Source organism: Bifidobacterium tissieri, assembly GCF_002259645.1.
GTDB classification, from domain to species: Bacteria; Actinomycetota; Actinomycetes; order Actinomycetales; family Bifidobacteriaceae; genus Galliscardovia; species Galliscardovia tissieri.
This window is the reverse complement of sequence record NZ_MWWV01000003.1, coordinates 240,546-257,753: the sequence shown is the minus strand read 5'-3', so window position 1 is coordinate 257,753 and position 17,208 is coordinate 240,546. Positions and strand designations below refer to the sequence as shown.

Sequence of the window (17,208 nt, the reverse complement as noted above, 5' to 3'; positions counted from 1 at the left end):
GGTTCGTCACAAACGTGCGTCGAACAAGCACCGAGGAGTGCGGCTCGGTGCGGGTTCGTCGCATATGGATGCCGAACCCGCACCGAATCGTGTCCCCGGTACTTGTTCGACGTCTCTGTGCGTCATATGTGCATCGGGGCGTGCGTCCGGTGCTTGTTCGGTGCATATGTGAGTCGGATACGCACAGGGGCGTGCGTCCGGTGCTTGTTCGGTGCATACGTGCGTCAGATACGCACCGAGGCGGGGAACCGTCTTTCTGCATGTCGTCACCGCTTCGATCGGCGCTGCTCTCAAGCGAGAGCCCCTTCCCGCCGGCCTCGCGACTGGCAGACAAGACCAGTCACACACCCACCAAGACACTCCCCGCTCAATGAGCACCACACCACCAGGAATCAGAGACTGTCTCTTTAGGTGTGAAATCTGGTCCTGATCGCCGGTGCGCAACAGAAGTGCCTGGGAGTGTCTCCGTTAGATGCGTAACTGGTCCTGACTACCGGTCTGCGAGGGTGACGGAGGGTGACGGAGGCTGGCGGAGGGTGGTCGTGATGAATACCGAGAGACACTGAAAAACAACGGTTCCGACATGTAAAGAGACAGTCCAGAAACCACACCATCACAAAACCACATCACCACGAAAACGCACACTTAACACGAGCATCACACCACCACCAGAAACCACACCACAGAAACCACACCACCGCGAAAACCACCCGGCGATCGGATCGTGGAAGACGATCTCCTCGACAGAAACCACATCGCATTTGGCACCTGCCGTGCTTCAATGGTGGTATGAGTACTTCGCCACGTCTTGCCGCCGTCAAACGGGATTGGGGGCATGACGAGACCGGCTGCAATACGCTGCACATCGACATGGACGCATTCTTCGCGTCCTGCGAGATCGCCCGGCACCCGGAGCTCAAGGGCAAGCCGGTGATCATCGGCACGGGTCCGCGATCGGTGGTGTCTGCGGCAAGCTACGAAGCCCGACCGTTCGGCGTGAACTCGGCCATGCCCACAGCCACGGCACGACGACTATGCCCTCAGGGCATTTTCCTGCCCGTCGACATGGCCTATTACCGGGAGATGTCACGTCGTGTGTTCGCTGTGTTCGGCGAGGTGACCGATCGCATCGAACGCGTGTCGGTGGACGAATGCTATATGGACGTGTCGGGGGCGCTGCGACGCTGGAGCAGTCCGACCGCGATCGGCGCATGGTTGCGCAGCGAAGTGGCACGCACGTTCGGACTTACCTGTTCGGTAGGCGTGGCGTCGAACAAGCTCGTGGCCAAACTCGCATCGACCAACGCCAAACCCAACGGCATGTTGTTGATTCCCAAGGCCAGGCAGGCCGAATTCGTGCAGATGCTGCCGATACGTTCGATTCCCGGCGTGGGTCCGTCACTCGGCAAACGACTCGAACAGTGGGGTGTGACGACGGTGGCGCAATTGGCCGGGCTCGATGAGCGGGAACTGACGCAGGCGTGCGGTTCGGCGTCACATGCGCGTTCGTTGTATCTGGCGGCGCGAGGACTCGACGAACGCACAGTGACGCCATACACCCCGGAAAAGTCGATCGGCGCTGAACGCACATTCGACACGGATGCCACGACCGCGGACGACGTGACGAGTCTGCTGCTGTGGTGCGCCGACACCGTGGCGTCCACGTTGCGACGCAAGGGCCTGATGGCCCGTACGATCACAGTGAAACTACGATTCGCAGACCTGTCGTATTCAACGAAATCGCGCACATTGGAAACGCCGGTCACCACGGCGAGCGCGATCTATCCGCAAAGCGTGCGACTACTGGAACGTATGCTCGGCATGGCCGAGGGGGCGGCGGATCATGGCGATACAAGATTGCCGCGTTCGGTACGGCTTGCCGGGCTGAGTGCGTCTGGATTGGCGGATGTGGCGACCACTCCGGTGCAGGCGAGTTTTGACGATTTGCTGGCGGAGGCGGAAGTCGAGAATGCCGGCCGCTCCCCTAGCGAGCGGTCAGCCGGCTCCCGTTTCCCTGCCGCGCATGGGCAGAGTATGTATGGACAGGGCACGCGCGGGCAGGATACACACGATCAGGATGCGCATGGTCAGAATGACGGTCGACGTCATGCGTCCCCATCAACGTCAGTATCGGGATCAACGTCACCATCGAGATCGACATCAGTATCAATGCCGTCATCAACTCATGGAACACCGAATCCCAAACGGATGAGTCAGGCGGAGAAGGCGTTGGATTCGATTCGTCAGCGGTATGGCACCGACGCCGTACGACTGGGACTGCGCAAGCCGCACGGCACACATCGCACGGGCGACTGAGCTTCGAGCCACCTCGCTCCCACATCCGACCACGACAACCTGACTATGCCGACCAGACCTGCCCCAACCGATCAGACCGCCCTTGACCATGCCGGCGTCCATGCCTACATTCACGTCTGTGCCCGACCGCGGTATGGTCGTGTTCGGATATTGCATGGCATGATCGGACCGCTCGCAATCGCATCCGCAATCACATCACTCCACCGCGATCAAGCCGGGCATATTCATCTCACGCATTCACCCCACATACGACAATTCCTCCGAACCATAGGGATATGGTTCGGAGGAATCAGCGATGTCATGGTTCTGATCCGCTCGGCGAATCACTCAACGCTCAGTGAATCGCTCACCTTGCGAATCCAATTCTCTGAACTCAGAGAATCGTATTCGCCAAGCGAATCAAAACCGATCAGCAGATCAGAGGTTGCCCTTCTCCCACTTGCCGTTGTTCAGGTCGTCGGCGATCTTGCGGTACTTGTCGTCGGTCAGACCGTAGAGGAAGAAGATGATCAGCATGGCGGCGAACAGGGCCACGGCCGGGTAGAGGGTCATGGCGCCCTTGATGCCGTTCAGGGTGGCCTGCGACTGCACCTGGTTGGCGACGTAGCCGGTGACGCCGAGGATGCCGGCGGTGATGACGGCGGCCAGGGACTGCGCGAGCTTACGGGAGAAGTTGAACGCGGCCACGGTAATGCCTTCCTTACGGATGCCGGTGTGCCACTCGCCGTAGTCGATCACGTCGTTGACGAAGGCCCAGGTGATGCCGTTCGGGATGGCGAGGCACACGTAGCCGATGGTCACGAAGATGATGAAGGTGACGAGGTTGGTCGGCAGGAAGTAGTTGATCAGGTTGGCGACGGCACCCACCACGAAGCAGACCACGGCGACCTGCTTCTTGCCGAACTTCTTGACGAGGAACGGGATGGAGAGGATGGCCACGATGGAGCAGCCCATCTGGATGGCGTTGATCACCGGCTGCAGACCCATGTTGCCCAGGTTGTACTCGGCGAAGTACAGCATCATGGCGTTGTTGGTGTTCATGGCGGAGATGGTGAACAGGGTCATCAGAATGATGGCGAGCAGCGGCTTGTTGGTGAAGACCACCTTGATGTAGGCGCCGACGCCTTCCTTCTCCTTGTCACCGGTCTTCTCGCGGTTGACCTGGATGTGCTCCTTGCAGTTGAAGAACGTGACGGCGAAGCAGATCACGCCGAGCAGGGCCATGATCGTGGCAGCCACGGCGTATCCGTGGAACGTGGTGACCTTGCCGTCGGAGTTGGAGAACAGCAGGATGATCGGGATGAAGGCCACGCCGGTGATCCACTGGGCGCCCAGCGAACCGGCCTGACGGGTGGTGGCCAGCTGCGCGCGTTCGTCGACGTCACGGGTCATGACGTTTGCGAGGCCCACGTACGGCAGGTTGGTAAACGAATAGCAGGTTCCCCATGCCATGTAGGTGGCGAACGCGTAGACGATACGTCCCCACATCGGGAAGTCGGGCATGGTGAACGTAATGACCGTCAGAATGGACAGCACGATGGCGCCGACCATCATGACCGGACGGAACTTGCCATGCTTGCCGATCTTACGGCTGTCGACGAACGCGCCGGCGATCGGGTCCATGAAGGCGTCGTAGATCTTGGTCACGGCCATGATCGTGGCGACCATGCCGGGGTTGATCAGCGCGACGTCGGTGTAGAACTTGGTCAGGTAGGCCTGACCGAGATCGAACATGAAGCCGTTGCCGAGATCACCAAAGCCGTAGCCGATTTTCTCTCGCCAGCTCAGCTTCTTCTGGCCGTTGATTGTGGCGGCCGTTTCCTGTACTGCACTAGTCATCGTATTTCACCTTTTGATAACAACACCCGTTGCGGCGACGGTGCCGCTACGGTCCTTCCTTTATCTTCAGTTATGCGTCATTCAGTTATGCCGTCGTTTCGGCGCGCGGACCGATGCGGACCGATGCCAATGGAACGACACCGGGACCGCAGCGCCGAAACGACTGCTCTCTCTTATTTCCTTGTTCTTCCTCGGATCACCCGAGGATTCGGCCGATTCCCGATCGGGAGATCAGACGAACAGCTCCTTGGCGTTGTTGTAAGAGACGTCCTGCACCAGCGGGGCCAAAGTGTCGAGATCCGACGGGATCTCGCCGCGGGATGCCCACTCGCCCAGCTGCTCGCACAGGATGCGGCGGAAGAACTCGTGGCGCGGGAAGCTCAGGAACGAGCGGGAATCCGTGGTCATGCCCACGAAGTTGCCCAACAGGGAGCCTTCGGCCATGGTCTGGATCTGCTTGCGGATGCCGGTACGGGTGTCGTTGAACCACCAGGCGTTGCCGAGGGCCATGCGCTGCTTCATGCCGCCCTGGAAGCATCCCATGATGGTGGTGATGGCCAGATAGTCGTTCGGGTTGAGCGAGTAAATGAGCATCTTCGGGATGGAGTCGGTCTTAGCGGCCTCGTTGAGCAGGGCGGCCAGCGGCTCGGCGATGGAACGATCGTTGATCGAATCGTAGCCGGTGTCGGCACCGTGGATGCCGAACTCGCGCTCGTTGATGTTGCGCATGGCGTGGATGTGCAGCTGCATGGTCCAGCCGTGGGCGTGGTAGATCTTCATGAGGTCGAGGAACAGCTGGGTGCGGTACTTGGTGACCTCTTCGAGCGTCAGCGGTTCGCCGGCGCGGGCCTTGGCGAGGATCGCGTCACGCTCGGCGGCGGTGGACGGCGCGTACAGCATCAGGTCGGCCGCGTGGTCGGACAGGCGAGATCCGTGCTCGTGGAAGAAGTCGACACGCTTGTTGATGGCGGCCATCATGTCGTCGAAGGAGTTGATGGTATCGCCGGTGACCTGCTCGAGCTGGTCGACCCACTCGCCGAAGCCGGCCTTGTCGGGGTTCAGGGCCTTGTCCGGGCGCATGGCCGGGATCATCTTGAAGGTGTCGCCGCCGTCCTTCTCGAACGCGATGTGGTATTCGAGGGAATCGACCGGATCATCGGTGGTGCAGATGGTGTCGAGGTTCATGCGACGCAGCAGCGAACGACGGGAGAACTCCGGAGTGGCCAGCATCTCGTTGGTCTTCTCGTAGATGTCCTTGGCGGTCTTGGTGTTCAGTTCGTCGGTGATGCCGAAGTAGCGGCGAAGCTCCTGATGGGTCCACATGTAGACCGGGGAGCCGATGGCCTTCTCCATGGTCTGCGCGTAGGCATAGAACTTGTCCCACGGATCGCCGTTGCCGGTGATGAGCTCCTCCGGCACGCCGTTGGCGCGCTCCAGACGCCACTTGTAGTGGTCGCCGTAGTTGTTGCCGTCGGTGAGCCACGCCTCGACGATGTCCTTGAAGTTCGGATCCTTGTAGATCTCCTCCGGATGCAGGTGGCAGTGGTAGTCCACGATCGGCATGCTCTCCGCGTAACCGTGGAACAGCTCCTTGGCCAGATCCGTGGTCAGCAGGTAGTCATCATCCATGAAAGCCATGGTCAGTAACCTCCTTCGGTCCTTTCGACCACCGCGCACACTACGGCCTAGGCCGCCACTGTATGGCTGTGATCGTGGTTTTCCGTATCTCCGTAAGGACTGCGTCCATGCAATCCTTTGAACACTTCACACGATAGGAAGCGTGAGCCAGATCACTTTCTTTTGTTGCCAGCGTTTGCCTCATTTTTTGACTATTGTTGACAATGTTGCAACTCGTGGCAACAATTACGACATCGATTTCCCGGCATTCCTATGCTGGAAGCAGCATCTCCATGACGAGATCGCACTCGATGAAAGGAATTTCAATGAGCAATGAAGCTTGTGCATACTGCGATGAAGGCGCCGCTCTGGACGCCTTCGGCATCAAGATCTTCGAACTGCCGGCGAGCAAGCTGGTGCTGTTCAAGGAGCAGAGCCACAAGGGCCGTGTGATCGTCGCATCCAAGCATCACGTCTCCGAGATCGTGGAGCTGAGCGAAGCCGATCGCAACGCCTTCTTCGACGACGTGGACCGCGTGGCCAAGTCCCTGCACGCCACGTTCCATCCGGACAAGGTGAACTACGGCGCCTACGGCGACACCGGTCATCATCTGCACTTCCATCTGGTGCCGAAGTACAAGGATGACGAGTTCGAGTGGGGCGGCACCTTTGCCATGAACCCCGATCGCGTGCATCTGACCGATGCCGAGTACGACGAGCTGGCCAAGGCCATCGTCGCGAATCTCTGATTGACGAGTCACCGACTGGTATTACTTTCCCCTTCTGATCCCTTCCCTAAGCGAGGAGCCTCCGTCATTGGCGGAGGCTCCTCGTGTATGTACGCACCGTATGCGTATGGATGCGTATCGCGTATGAATACGTACCCCGTTATCCGTTCCCTATCTATTCAGATCGGCGTGTGCCAGTCGTTCGGCGGCGGCGCTGACCGCGGCATCGCCGGCGGTGGCGGACACACGCAGATATTCCTTGTCGCCGTAGAACTCCCCCGGACTGACGATGATGCCAAGCCTGGCGAGCGCATCGATGTCGGTCCAGCAGTCACCGCTGACGGCCTTGACCCATACGTACAAGGCACCTTCCGGCATCTCCGCCTCGTATCCGGCGGCACGCAGACCGTCGACGAGCAGTTCCAGACGTTCGCGATACCGCGAGCGCTGCGCGATCACCGAATCCAGATCGTCGAGTCCGGCGGCCATGGCGGCCTGGCTGGGCCCGGGGATGATCTGGCCGATCTGCTTGCGCGTCTCCAGCATGGGGGCGACGATGGCGTTGTCGCCTACGATCAGTGCCGTACGATAGCCGGCCATGTTGGACTGCTTGCTCAGCGAGTACAGGCACAGCAGCCCCTTGGCGCTGCCTTCGCAGACGTCGTTATTGAGAATGCAGTCGGTGGCGGTGAGTTCCGGGACGTCTGATCGCCAGTCCATGAGCGCGTAGCATTCGTCGGAAACCACGACCGCGCCGATCCGGCGTGCCGTGTCGACGATGGCGCGCAGCTGTGCGGCGGTGAGCACTTCGCCGGTCGGATTGGACGGCGAGTTGACCCATATCATCTTCACGCCGGGCACGTGCTCCCAGGATGCCACGTCGGCGACGTCCGCTTTCAACGTCTGCGCGCCGGCCAGCTGGGTGCCGATTTCGTATGTCGGGTAGGAGATGCGCGGCTGCACCACGACGTCGCCGTGGCCAAGTCCGAGCAGTGACGCCATGAGTGCGACGCCTTCCTTGGATCCCACCGTGGGGCAGATGCCGGCACCGATTGCCTCGAGTTCCACGCCGCGCGCCTTGGAGAACCATCGGGTGATGGCTTCACGCAGCTGTGTGGTGCCGCGTGTGACCGGATATCCGTAGGCGTTCGGATCGTCGGAGGCGTCGGCGAGCGCTGTGCGTACGCTGGCGGGCACATCGTCGACCGGCGAGCCGATGGACAGGTCGATCATGCCGTCCGGATGCTGTGCGGCCACGGCTTTGGCCGCGGACAGTCGAGACCAGTCGTATGGCGTGTTGAATGGTGCGAATCCCACAGGTCTTCTCCGTTCATAGGTGTTCGGGCGTTCACGGGCATTCCGCCCTGCCGCGCCCTACCGATACATCGGTAATCGTAATCAGGCGTAATCACACGTAATAATAAAAGATTCCGGTGCCGTTCACGTCCGCTCTCCCGTTCCGAGGGCAATTCGAACATGTATGACGCCGGAATCTGATAATCAGTACTGAAAAATCTGGGATTCAGTCCTGATTCTGCGGGGGCAACGCGGCCACCTGCTCCTGATCGTGGTCGATCTCGCCGAAGCCGGAGGCTCCGCCCTGATCGCCCACTTCGGCGAAGAACTGCACTGCGGCATCCTTGTACCAAGCCCACTCCTCGGGCAGATCGTCCTCGTAGAAGATGGCTTCGGTGGGGCACACGGGCTCGCAGGCACCGCAGTCCACGCATTCGTTCGGGTTGATGTACAGCGTACGTGGCCCCTCGTAGATGCAGTCCACCGGGCATTCGTCCACACAGGCCTTGTCCTTCACGTCCACGCAGGGCTGGGCAACAACATAAGGCATGATCAATCTCCTTCATCTCGCCGCACATCCCCGCGGCGTTTCACATACTGAACATATAGTTTACGCCGCCCCCATAACAGGGACGGCGTATGGCTGTGATTAGTCGCTGATTAGTCGTTGACGATCAGCGAGCGTCTGCTGGAATGTCACCCTTGAGCTGGTCAAGTCCCAGACGGGAGTGACGGTAGCCGTAGGCGAAGTAGATCGCGAAGCCGACGACCAGCCACACCACGAACCGCACCCAGGTGAGCACGGTGAGGTTGAGCATGAGCCACAGGTTCGCCAAGCCGATGAGGATCGGCACCCACGGGTTGCCGGGCATGACGAACGAACGCTTGAGGTCGGGGCGCTTCCTGCGCATGATCGGCACGGAGATGGCGACCAGCGTGAACGCGGACAGCGTACCGATGTTCACCATGTCGGACAGCACGCCGATGTCGAAGAACGCGGCGACCAGAGCCACGACCACACCGCAGGCGATCTGCAGGATGGCCGGGGTGCCGTGCGCGCCGGTCTTGGACAGGCCGCGCGGCAGCAGTCCGTCACGGCTCATGGCGAACACGATGCGAGTCAGGCCGAGCAGCAGCACCATGACCACGGTCGCCAGACCGAGCACGATGCCGAAGCTGATGATCTTGGCCGCCCAGTTGGCACCCACAAGTTCGAATGCGGTGGCGAGCGACGGGCTTTGGGCCTTGGCCAGATCCTTGTAGGAGACCATGCCGGTGGTCACCACGGCCACGGCCACGTACATGACGATGATGAGCAGCATGCCGGTGCCGATGCCCAGCGGCACGGCCTTCTTCGGATTGTCGGTCTCCTCGGCCGCGGTGGCCACCACGTCGAAGCCGATGAAGGCGAAGAACACGAGGGCCGCGCCGGACAGGATGCCGGGGATGCCGTAGATCGACGGGGTCATGCCGGTGGCCCACTGCCACAGCGGCTGCGCCCAGATGCCGGTGACCTCGCTGGATGCGGTCTGCACGGAGGATGCCGGTTCGCTCGGCGGGATGAACGGCGTGAAGTTGGATGCCTTGACGTAGAAGAATCCGACGATGACGACGAAGAACACGATGGCGATCTTGAGCACGGTCATCGCGCCGTCCACGCGAGCGCCCAGTCGGGTGCCGTAGACGAGCAGCACGGTGAAGAACGCCACGATGATGATCGGGGCCACGTCAAGCGTGAACGATCCGATCTGGACGCCGGTATTGAGGTTCCATCCCATCAGTCGGAAGAAATCGTTAAGGTACACACCCCAGTACTTGGAGATGACGGAGCCCGCCATCAGCATTTCCAGGATCAGATCCCAGCCGATGATCCACGCCACCATCTCGCCGACCGTGGTGTAGGTGAAGGTGTAGGCGGATCCCGCCACCGGGATCATCGAGGCGAATTCGGCGTAGCACATCACGGCCGCACCGCACACGATGCCGGCGATCAGGAAGCTGATGATCACGGCGGGGCCGGCATGATAGGCGGCGGCCTGGGCACCCACGGAAAAGATGCCTGCACCCACGGCGACGGCCACGCCCATGATGGCCAGATCCCACCATTTCAGATTGCGTTTGAGCTTGCGGTCGGCTTCGTCGGTTTCGGCGATGGTCTGCTCGACCGTCTTGGTTCGTAAAAGATTCATGATGTCTTTATGGTGTCCTTCTCCCGGAGTCGACCTGCGATGCTGCACGGCCTCCCGCTTGTAGTTCCTTGAAGAGATTAGACAAGAATTGTGAAAAAACAAGTAAACCGGCGAGGATTCGCCGGTTACGCACAGGTTACGTCCGAAATATGGGATGTAAACCGTTTTACGGGACGATTCGGCACATACCGATCAGTGCAGATCGACGCCGATGGTCACGGGTTCGGGAATCAGTCGTACGCCGAATGTGGACTCCACACCGTTCTGCACCGTACGGGCGAGTTCGGCGACATCGTCGGCGGTGGCGGATCCCCGGTTGGTCAGGGCCAGCGTGTGCAACGTGGACAGCGAGGCTGCCGCCCCCTCGCGCACGGCGAATCCCTTATGGAATCCGGCGTGATCGATCAGCCATGCGGCCGAGGTCTTCACGCCCTGCGTGCCGTCCGGCAGCGGGGCCGCGAACCGCGGCGCGTCCTCGGGAAGAGCGGCGGCGGCATCGGCGGTGAGCACCGGGTTCATGAAGAAACTGCCGCAGCTGTGACGGTTGTAGTCGGGTGCAGTGGAGCCGTTCGCCGTCTTCAGCGCCGTCATGGCCGCTTCGATCGTGCGATCCTCCTTGGTGCCGCGCATCCACGGCGATGCGTACCGGTTGGGGTCCTCGAGCATGCCCTTGCCGGCACGCACGGCGAGTACGGCATCACGAATGGCCTGCGTTTCCAGACGGGCACCGGTTTCCACGCCGAGCGCCCGGGCGAGCTGGCCGACGTTGACCACGCCGGTGGCGCTGTGCCGCAACGCGAACGTGACCGACAGCACCACATAGCGCGGCGTGGGGAAATAGCAGTCGGCCGGCACCGCGGGAGCCTGGTACATGCTCGACTTGAGCGCCGAGGTGCGGTATCCGAAATGCAGATCAGCGGTCGTGAGTTCCACGACCTTCTTGGTTTCGCGATCCCAGACCTCCACGGAGTCGACGCTGTCGGCGACCTCCTGCCCGTAGGCGCCGATGTTCTGCACCACGGAGGCACCCACCGTCCCTGGAATGCCGGAAAGGCCTTCAACGCCTTCCAGGCCGAGTCGGACGCAGAACTCGACGAGATCATCCCAGTTCACACCGGCGTCTGCGCTCACATGCACGGTTCGGTCCTCGCCTTCGACGGGAGCCACTTCGTCAGGCACGCCGATCGATCGTCTCGCATCGCGGACGACGAATCCCATGAACGGCTCATCGCTGACCAGCATATTGGAACCGCCACCGATTACGCACAGCGGCAGTCCACGATCATCCGCATCCTCAACGGCTTCGATCACACCGACGCGGGAGTCGGGTTCAATGAAACGTGCGATGGATCCGCCTACGCCGATGGTGGTCAGATCCGCAAAAGTAGGAGAAGTCATATGGCCCACCATATCAGGGGCAGTAGGCGTTGCCGGACATACAAAAAACTGGAGCCGGTAAACTCGAATCCGGAAATACAAAAAATCCCGACCACTTTGCAGTGATCGGGATGTAAAGTCTATACCTCAGCGGGTCTCGCGGTGCACAGTCTTCTTGCCGCAACGCGGGCAGAACTTCTGCAGCTCAAGGCGATCCGGGGTGTTACGACGGTTCTTGGTCGTAATGTAGTTACGCTCTTTGCACTCGGTGCAGGCCAGCGTGATGCCGGGACGGATATCGGCGCTTTTTGCCATCATTCACCTCTGTAATAGTGTCATCGCCGGTTTCTCCGACGTTTTTGTAGCGAGGAAGAGACTCGAACTCTTGACCTTACGATTATGAGTCGTACGCTCTAACCAGCTGAGCTACCCCGCCATTGAGAGCCTCGAGCGAGAATCGGACTCGCGACCTCTTCCTTACCAAGGAAGTGCTCTACCACTGAGCTATCGAGGCGTGGCGGATAGTGGATTCGAACCACTGAAGCACGAAGCGGCTGATTTACAGTCAGCTCCCTTTGACCGCTTGGGAAATCCGCCGTTACTTCTCCCGGAGGAAGGCCCCCGTGATCGGCAACTCGGCTATATAAACACATTTTTCCGGGGCGCGCAAATCGGCGTGTCGTAGGCGTGTCGCCACCGGTACATCGCCCGCTCTATTCGCTTGTATCCCAGTATTTCCAACGGAAATCCGGCTTCGGTGAAGATCTGCTTGGGGCCTTTGCCCCGCTGATACTCCGCAATCGCGTGTTTGGAAAATTCCTTGGTGTAGTGGATGTTTCCCCGGGAATCGACGTGATCGACAGCGTCCAGATCCTCCAACAGACGCCTCTGATCCGCAGTGAAACCATGGGATTTCACGGTCCGATCCGCATCCTGATGTGATTGATTATGCTGCGTCATGGCACCTCCTTGTTGTCCATTGCTCGCCGCATACCGCATTCGCGCCGATATCGGATCCGCATAGCCACAACGATCGCCATTATGCCTGCATTGTCTGGGAACTTAACGCACGGCAAGTCAAAAGTGCGTCAAAACCCAGTCCGTACGAACGGTCCGGTCAGTGTCGGATTGCCGGATTCAGTATTGGTTTGCCGGATCAGCGCCGGAACAGCGAGCGCGGAACCAGCCGCAGCGACAGCAGACGCCCAATGCGTACGATCGCAGGCAGTGACCTAGCACGATCGGACCAGACACGTGACAGTACCGCACGCGCATCGTCGAGTGATGCGACGATGCGCGAGGATTCGGTATCGGCAGAGTCCGCGGCGGCAACGTTCCCGAACCTGCTCACCGATACGTCTCCGGCGACACCAGAGACATCGTTTCGCCGGGAACCGCCTCCATAGGCGGCGGCTTCGGCGTGGTCGGCCATCATGCCGATCGTGTCGATCACGGCATCGTAGTCGTCGACTTCCGTCGTATTCTCCCGTATCTTCCGCACGTCGTCCCGTCTGATCCATTGCACGATCGTGTCGGCGATGTCTTGTTCGGTGGCGCTCGTCGGCCATCGCACCGACCAGTCCCATGCCGTATCGGTCAGTTCACGCCATGCGATCAGCCAGGCGCGATCCCCGTCGGCGTGGATCGCACGGATTTCACGGATTCGACGACGGCGACGCCACGCACGAATCCACATGCCCGAACTGACGATCGCATACCCGCACACCATCGCGGCAAGTACGGCGAGCGCCGTCGCGGCACGGGAATGCAGGAATGCGGCCCAACCCTGATCGCCCTGTCCGACGGCATCACCATCAGTCGTCGAATCGGCGTTCTCGCCGTCATCGGGCGTATCGGTATCGGCGCTGCCCGACTGGCTGACGGACGGCGTGGCGGACGCGTTCTGCGACGCCGACGATGACGACGTGTCAGACGGCTGCGCACTAGCGGAGGCTGACGTGCTCGGCGCGATGGCGGTCTGCCCGGCATCGGTACCCGTTGCGGCATCGACGCCATAGGCCGGCGTCACGTCGAAGGGGATCCAGCCGAGTCCGTTGATGTATGCCTCCACCCAGCTGTGCAGCTGATTGCTGGCCACGGCATATGATCCATCCGAGGATTCGCCGCTGCCGGGCGAATAGCCAAGCACCATGCGGGTTTTCACACCCATGGCCCGGCCGAGCACGGCGAGCGCCGACGCATAGTGGGCGCAGTAGCCGGTCTTGCGATCGAGGAAGTCGCCGATCACCTGCATGTTGTTGCGTCCGGAACCGTCGGGCGCGCTGACCGAGTAGGAGAATCCGTTGTGCGTGAAGTAGTCGACCAGATATTCCATGGCCGCGATCTGGCTTTCCGCCCCGCCGCCGGACGTCGGCACGCCCTGCCGTTTGGCCTGATCGACCACTGCCGTCACCTGTGCCGGCAGAACGTCCGGCAGTTCGTCGTAGCCGCTCGGAATACGCTCATCGATGACGGCATCAGTAGAACGTGACCCATCTCCGGCATTCGCTGTGCCCGCTGTCGTCATACTGCCATCGCTGTTGAACATGGTCTGCATGGGCGGCACCAGGAACGAGAATTCGTTGTCGCCGACTTGCGCTCCCGCGCCAAGCGCCCCATACATGTCGCTCATCAGACGGACCAGCCATGCCGATGGATTGAGTTCGATCGTGTATCCACGCACTTCGTATGCGGTCACGCCGGTACTGACGTCGGACTTGCCGTCGTTGATGACGACTTCGGGGATGCCGATCAGCCATGACCGTCCGCGCAGACCGTATTGGTCGATCACGTCGTCGTTGAATCTGATGCCGTTGCGCGTGAATTCGCCGATCCTGTTGCCGTTGGTATCGGTCACGGTGGTGGGATCGTCGCCGACGCGGATGCGGAACGTCTGCGATGTCCGACTCTCGTTGGCCTTGGTTTTCAGCGTGTTGAGCGCGTCGATGGTGGAAAAGTCGCCGGATGAGCGGATCGGGGTGATGTAGGTGCCGTCCGCGGTGTAGGTCATGCCCGGCATGGTGACGGCCATGACGCTGTAGAAGGCCGAGTCGCCGCCGCGCCGCCAAACACCCGCCGACGTGGCCTGACTGGTGTTCACGGAACCGGAGGGCACGGGCAGGAATCGGGAGTTGAGTGAATCGATGGTCACCTTGGTGTTGACTTCCCAGTCGGCTCCCTCCGCGCCGCCGGATTGGGTGCCGCCGAGTACATCGAGGTACTGTTCGATCGGCGTGGCGTCGTTGAACCGGTTGTAGGGCGAGTACATGTACTGGCCGGCGACGGGCGACCATGCGGAACCGGAGGAGGTGGTCACGCCATCGTTCCCGGTCTCGCCGGCATTGCCGTTATAGAAGCCGCCGCGCTCGCTGAGCCGTGAGGAGAACGACCATGTGTCGCCATTGAAGTCGTCGAGCGTGGCGAGTCGGAAGTACAGGCGTTCATTGGCGGTGTAGGTGAATACGGTGGTGGCACCGGTCTGGTTCACGCCACGTTTGAGATCGATCATCGGGTTGATCGTGCCGTTGGAGAACAGTCCACCGCCCTCGCCCAGTGAGATGTCCACGCGCTGGGCGGCGGTGACGGCCATGGGCGTGAATCCCACGGCGATGGAGGTCACGATCAGGGATGCGATAAGCGGTACGGGCGGGCGCATGTGCGTGCGATGATCATGCGACGACCACAGCAGGGCACTGCCGGATACGAGACAGACCACGATCCACGGCAGGGAGAGCTCCTGGCCCGCCCACGCGTAGTCCACGGCGGCGATGGCGATCGGTAGCACTGCGATGATGGGCCGAACCGGACGGAATATCAGCAGTATGCGCAGCACGATGGCGATGGCGGCGACCACAAGTATGAGCAACGCGTCGGCATTGCCGCCAAGGACGACCGGCACATACTGCTCGTAGATTTCGATCGCACCGGCCGACAGGGCATTGATCACAGTCGTCAGCGAGTGGAATATGCCGGTCTGTTCGTCCGCTTGTGCAAGGGGGTCTTGAGGACTGCCATTGGGGGTGGCGGACGACGGTATATCGACCGCGGATTCTGCCGCGAATCGTCGAATGCGTAGGATCGCAAGGATTACAGCCGCGATGACGACAAGGAGGCTGACGACGAGTCCGCGTATCAGTCGGATGCGTCGTTTGACCGGAATCACTGCGTCCACGCCGATGATCGGTAGCGCCGCAAACGCGAACCATGTCCACCATCCGAAGGAGAACAGCGTACTGGTCTGCCATACGGCGATCGCCAGCAGGACCGGCATGGTGATGGCCTGAGCGACGATTGCAGGCACGGTAGAAGTGGCAGCGGCGGTCTCCGCAACGCCTGATGACACTTGAGCAGTGGACGAATCAGAGTCGCTGGATGAATCAGTGGCAGCGGATGCGGCAGAGTCGATGCCTGTTTTCTTCGGCACCCGCACGACGTCAAACCGACGTTCCGGGATCAACGCACACAACGCCTGTTCCAATGTCGACTGCGACGATATCGTTGGCGACACAGTGGCGGAATGCGGATTCCGCACATCGCCGTTCGACGTACCGGCACTCCGCTCGTCGACGTTCCGTTCACGGTTCTCCGCATGGTGTAAATCGTTGCCGTCGCGGGAATCCCCAGACCTATCCACGTCATCCACCGTCGTGTGCACAACTTTGGGGATGTGTATGGAAGAGCGCTCCCCCGCGCCCGATTCTGTTGGCTTGTCCGTCGTGCCGGATTCTGCCGATTCAGCCGATTCCGGCGTCAACAGCACCGCGGTGTAGCCGGGAAGACGCCCCAGTGCCTGTGCAACCTGCCGGGCGCGCTCCCCGACGGTCACATCATGATCGCCCGACTGGGCAGCCGCCAGAAACCGTTCAATGGCATCGGCGTTCGAGTATACCGTCTCGCCGTCCGTCACCGACACCCGCACGCCGGCCGCACGCAACGACTCGTATCGTTGGGCAGCTGTGGCAAGGCATACGTCAATGGAACAGCCGGTCGATGTATCGACCACGATCAGTGTGTCGGATCGGGCATCGCGGGAACCTTCGCGGGTCATCAGTGTGCCGCGATGCGCACTCGCCCGCCAAGCGATCATACGCCAGGGGTCGCCGGATTCGTATCGACGGACCGTGGCGGCGTCGGTCTCCTCCCCGCGACCGGGATGCGACGACATCGGCATGATTCCCTTGGGTTCGGCGAGCGCGATGTCGGGAGGATTCAGCCGTTCGGCGTGCTCACTAATCAGCCGTCGACTCTTCCACAGACCGAACCCGTCAAACCACGTGACCGCCGTGGCATCCAAGCGGTACAGTCCTCGATCAACAGGCGTATCGGTGGAACGAAATCGGCGGATTACGTGATCATGCTGATCGAGTTGCGACCATTGGCATTCACGACGGATAAGACCGGGAATCATGCAGCGTCGGACGATAGTCACAACGGACCGCCGGAAGTCGCGCGTTGCATCGTCGTCCATTCGACCACGTTGACAGTTGATAAGCGGACGTGTTGCCAGCGTTACGATCAGCGAGATCACCGCCAATGCGGGGACACTGATTGCCAACGCCATAAGCGCAGTGCTGTCGACCGCCAATGCGAAGAACAGGGCCACGCCGGCAAGCGCCAGCAGCACGATCAGACGAACGGTCGGGCGAATCATGCCATGCCGGTAGGGTTTGCGCATGACGATGGTCGTGTTGTGGGCATTGGCCGTATGGGCATGAGCATGCGTAAGCGAACGGAAACGGTTGCGCCATGCGAATCGGTCATGCTGCGCCGACCGAGCACGACGCGCCGGACGATCGCCGGCCGCAGCTCGACGACGTCCCACAGCTTGACCGTCATGCGCACTCATG

12 protein-coding genes and 3 tRNA genes are annotated in these 17,208 nt (G+C 60.9%); 3 read left to right on the top strand and 12 right to left on the bottom strand.

Features of this window, described 5'->3' with window-relative positions:
* Positions 1–789 precede the first annotated feature (789 nt).
* On the top strand, positions 790–2,316 hold the full coding sequence (dinB, locus tag BTIS_RS02585; protein ID WP_094662365.1) for a DNA polymerase IV: 1,527 nt from the start codon (positions 790–792) through the stop codon (positions 2,314–2,316).
* A gap of 417 nt (positions 2,317–2,733) precedes the next feature.
* Here the strand turns inward: dinB and BTIS_RS02580 are convergent, their stop codons facing one another.
* A complete protein-coding gene (locus tag BTIS_RS02580; protein ID WP_094662364.1) occupies positions 2,734–4,155 on the bottom strand; it encodes a glycoside-pentoside-hexuronide (GPH):cation symporter in 1,422 nt (473 codons plus the stop codon).
* A 231-nt stretch (positions 4,156–4,386) separates the two neighbouring features.
* A complete protein-coding gene (gene uxaC / locus BTIS_RS02575) occupies positions 4,387–5,793 on the bottom strand; it encodes a glucuronate isomerase (RefSeq protein WP_094662362.1) in 1,407 nt (468 codons plus the stop codon).
* A gap of 142 nt (positions 5,794–5,935) precedes the next feature.
* On the opposite strand from uxaC, the gene BTIS_RS11820 reads away from it, so the two are divergent.
* Together BTIS_RS11820 and BTIS_RS02570 are read left to right on the top strand one after the other, a co-directional pair.
* On the top strand, positions 5,936–6,109 hold the full coding sequence (locus BTIS_RS11820; protein ID WP_158216816.1) for a hypothetical protein: 174 nt from the start codon (positions 5,936–5,938) through the stop codon (positions 6,107–6,109).
* Positions 6,099–6,521, top strand: a complete 423-nt coding sequence (locus BTIS_RS02570; protein ID WP_094662360.1) for an HIT family protein — start codon at positions 6,099–6,101, stop codon at positions 6,519–6,521. Before BTIS_RS11820 ends, BTIS_RS02570 begins: the two co-directional genes overlap by 11 nt.
* Before the next feature lie 150 nt (positions 6,522–6,671).
* On the opposite strand, the gene dapC is transcribed toward BTIS_RS02570, so the two are convergent.
* The 10 genes from dapC to BTIS_RS02520 all read right to left on the bottom strand — a co-directional run bounded on the left by dapC (position 6,672) and on the right by BTIS_RS02520 (position 17,207).
* Positions 6,672–7,817 carry a succinyldiaminopimelate transaminase gene (dapC, locus tag BTIS_RS02565; RefSeq protein ID WP_094662358.1) on the bottom strand — a complete coding sequence of 382 codons (1,146 nt, stop codon included), beginning with the start codon at positions 7,815–7,817 and terminating at the stop codon, positions 6,672–6,674.
* Positions 7,818–8,022: 205 nt separating this feature from the next.
* Positions 8,023–8,346, bottom strand: a complete 324-nt coding sequence (fdxA, locus tag BTIS_RS02560; RefSeq protein WP_094662356.1) for a ferredoxin — start codon at positions 8,344–8,346, stop codon at positions 8,023–8,025.
* Positions 8,347–8,470: 124 nt separating this feature from the next.
* Positions 8,471–9,985, bottom strand: a complete 1,515-nt coding sequence (locus BTIS_RS02555; protein WP_094662354.1) for an amino acid permease — start codon at positions 9,983–9,985, stop codon at positions 8,471–8,473.
* 192 nt (positions 9,986–10,177) lie between these two features.
* Entirely contained in the window at positions 10,178–11,383 is a 1,206-nt protein-coding gene (locus BTIS_RS02550; protein WP_094662352.1) for an FAD-binding protein, read from the bottom strand.
* 126 nt (positions 11,384–11,509) lie between these two features.
* Positions 11,510–11,680, bottom strand: coding sequence for a 50S ribosomal protein L33 (gene rpmG, locus BTIS_RS02545; protein ID WP_094662350.1), 171 nt, complete (start codon positions 11,678–11,680; stop codon positions 11,510–11,512).
* 44 nt (positions 11,681–11,724) lie between these two features.
* Positions 11,725–11,798: transfer RNA gene (locus tag BTIS_RS02540), tRNA-Met, on the bottom strand.
* Positions 11,799–11,804: 6 nt separating this feature from the next.
* Positions 11,805–11,876: transfer RNA gene (locus BTIS_RS02535), tRNA-Thr, on the bottom strand.
* Position 11,877: 1 nt separating this feature from the next.
* Positions 11,878–11,959: transfer RNA gene (locus BTIS_RS02530), tRNA-Tyr, on the bottom strand.
* 42 nt (positions 11,960–12,001) lie between these two features.
* Positions 12,002–12,322 carry a hypothetical protein gene (locus BTIS_RS02525; RefSeq protein WP_094662348.1) on the bottom strand — a complete coding sequence of 107 codons (321 nt, stop codon included), beginning with the start codon at positions 12,320–12,322 and terminating at the stop codon, positions 12,002–12,004.
* Between the two features lie 196 nt (positions 12,323–12,518).
* Complete coding sequence (locus tag BTIS_RS02520; RefSeq protein WP_094662346.1) at positions 12,519–17,207, bottom strand: transglutaminaseTgpA domain-containing protein; 4,689 nt, start codon at positions 17,205–17,207, stop codon at positions 12,519–12,521.
* Position 17,208 lies beyond the last annotated feature (1 nt).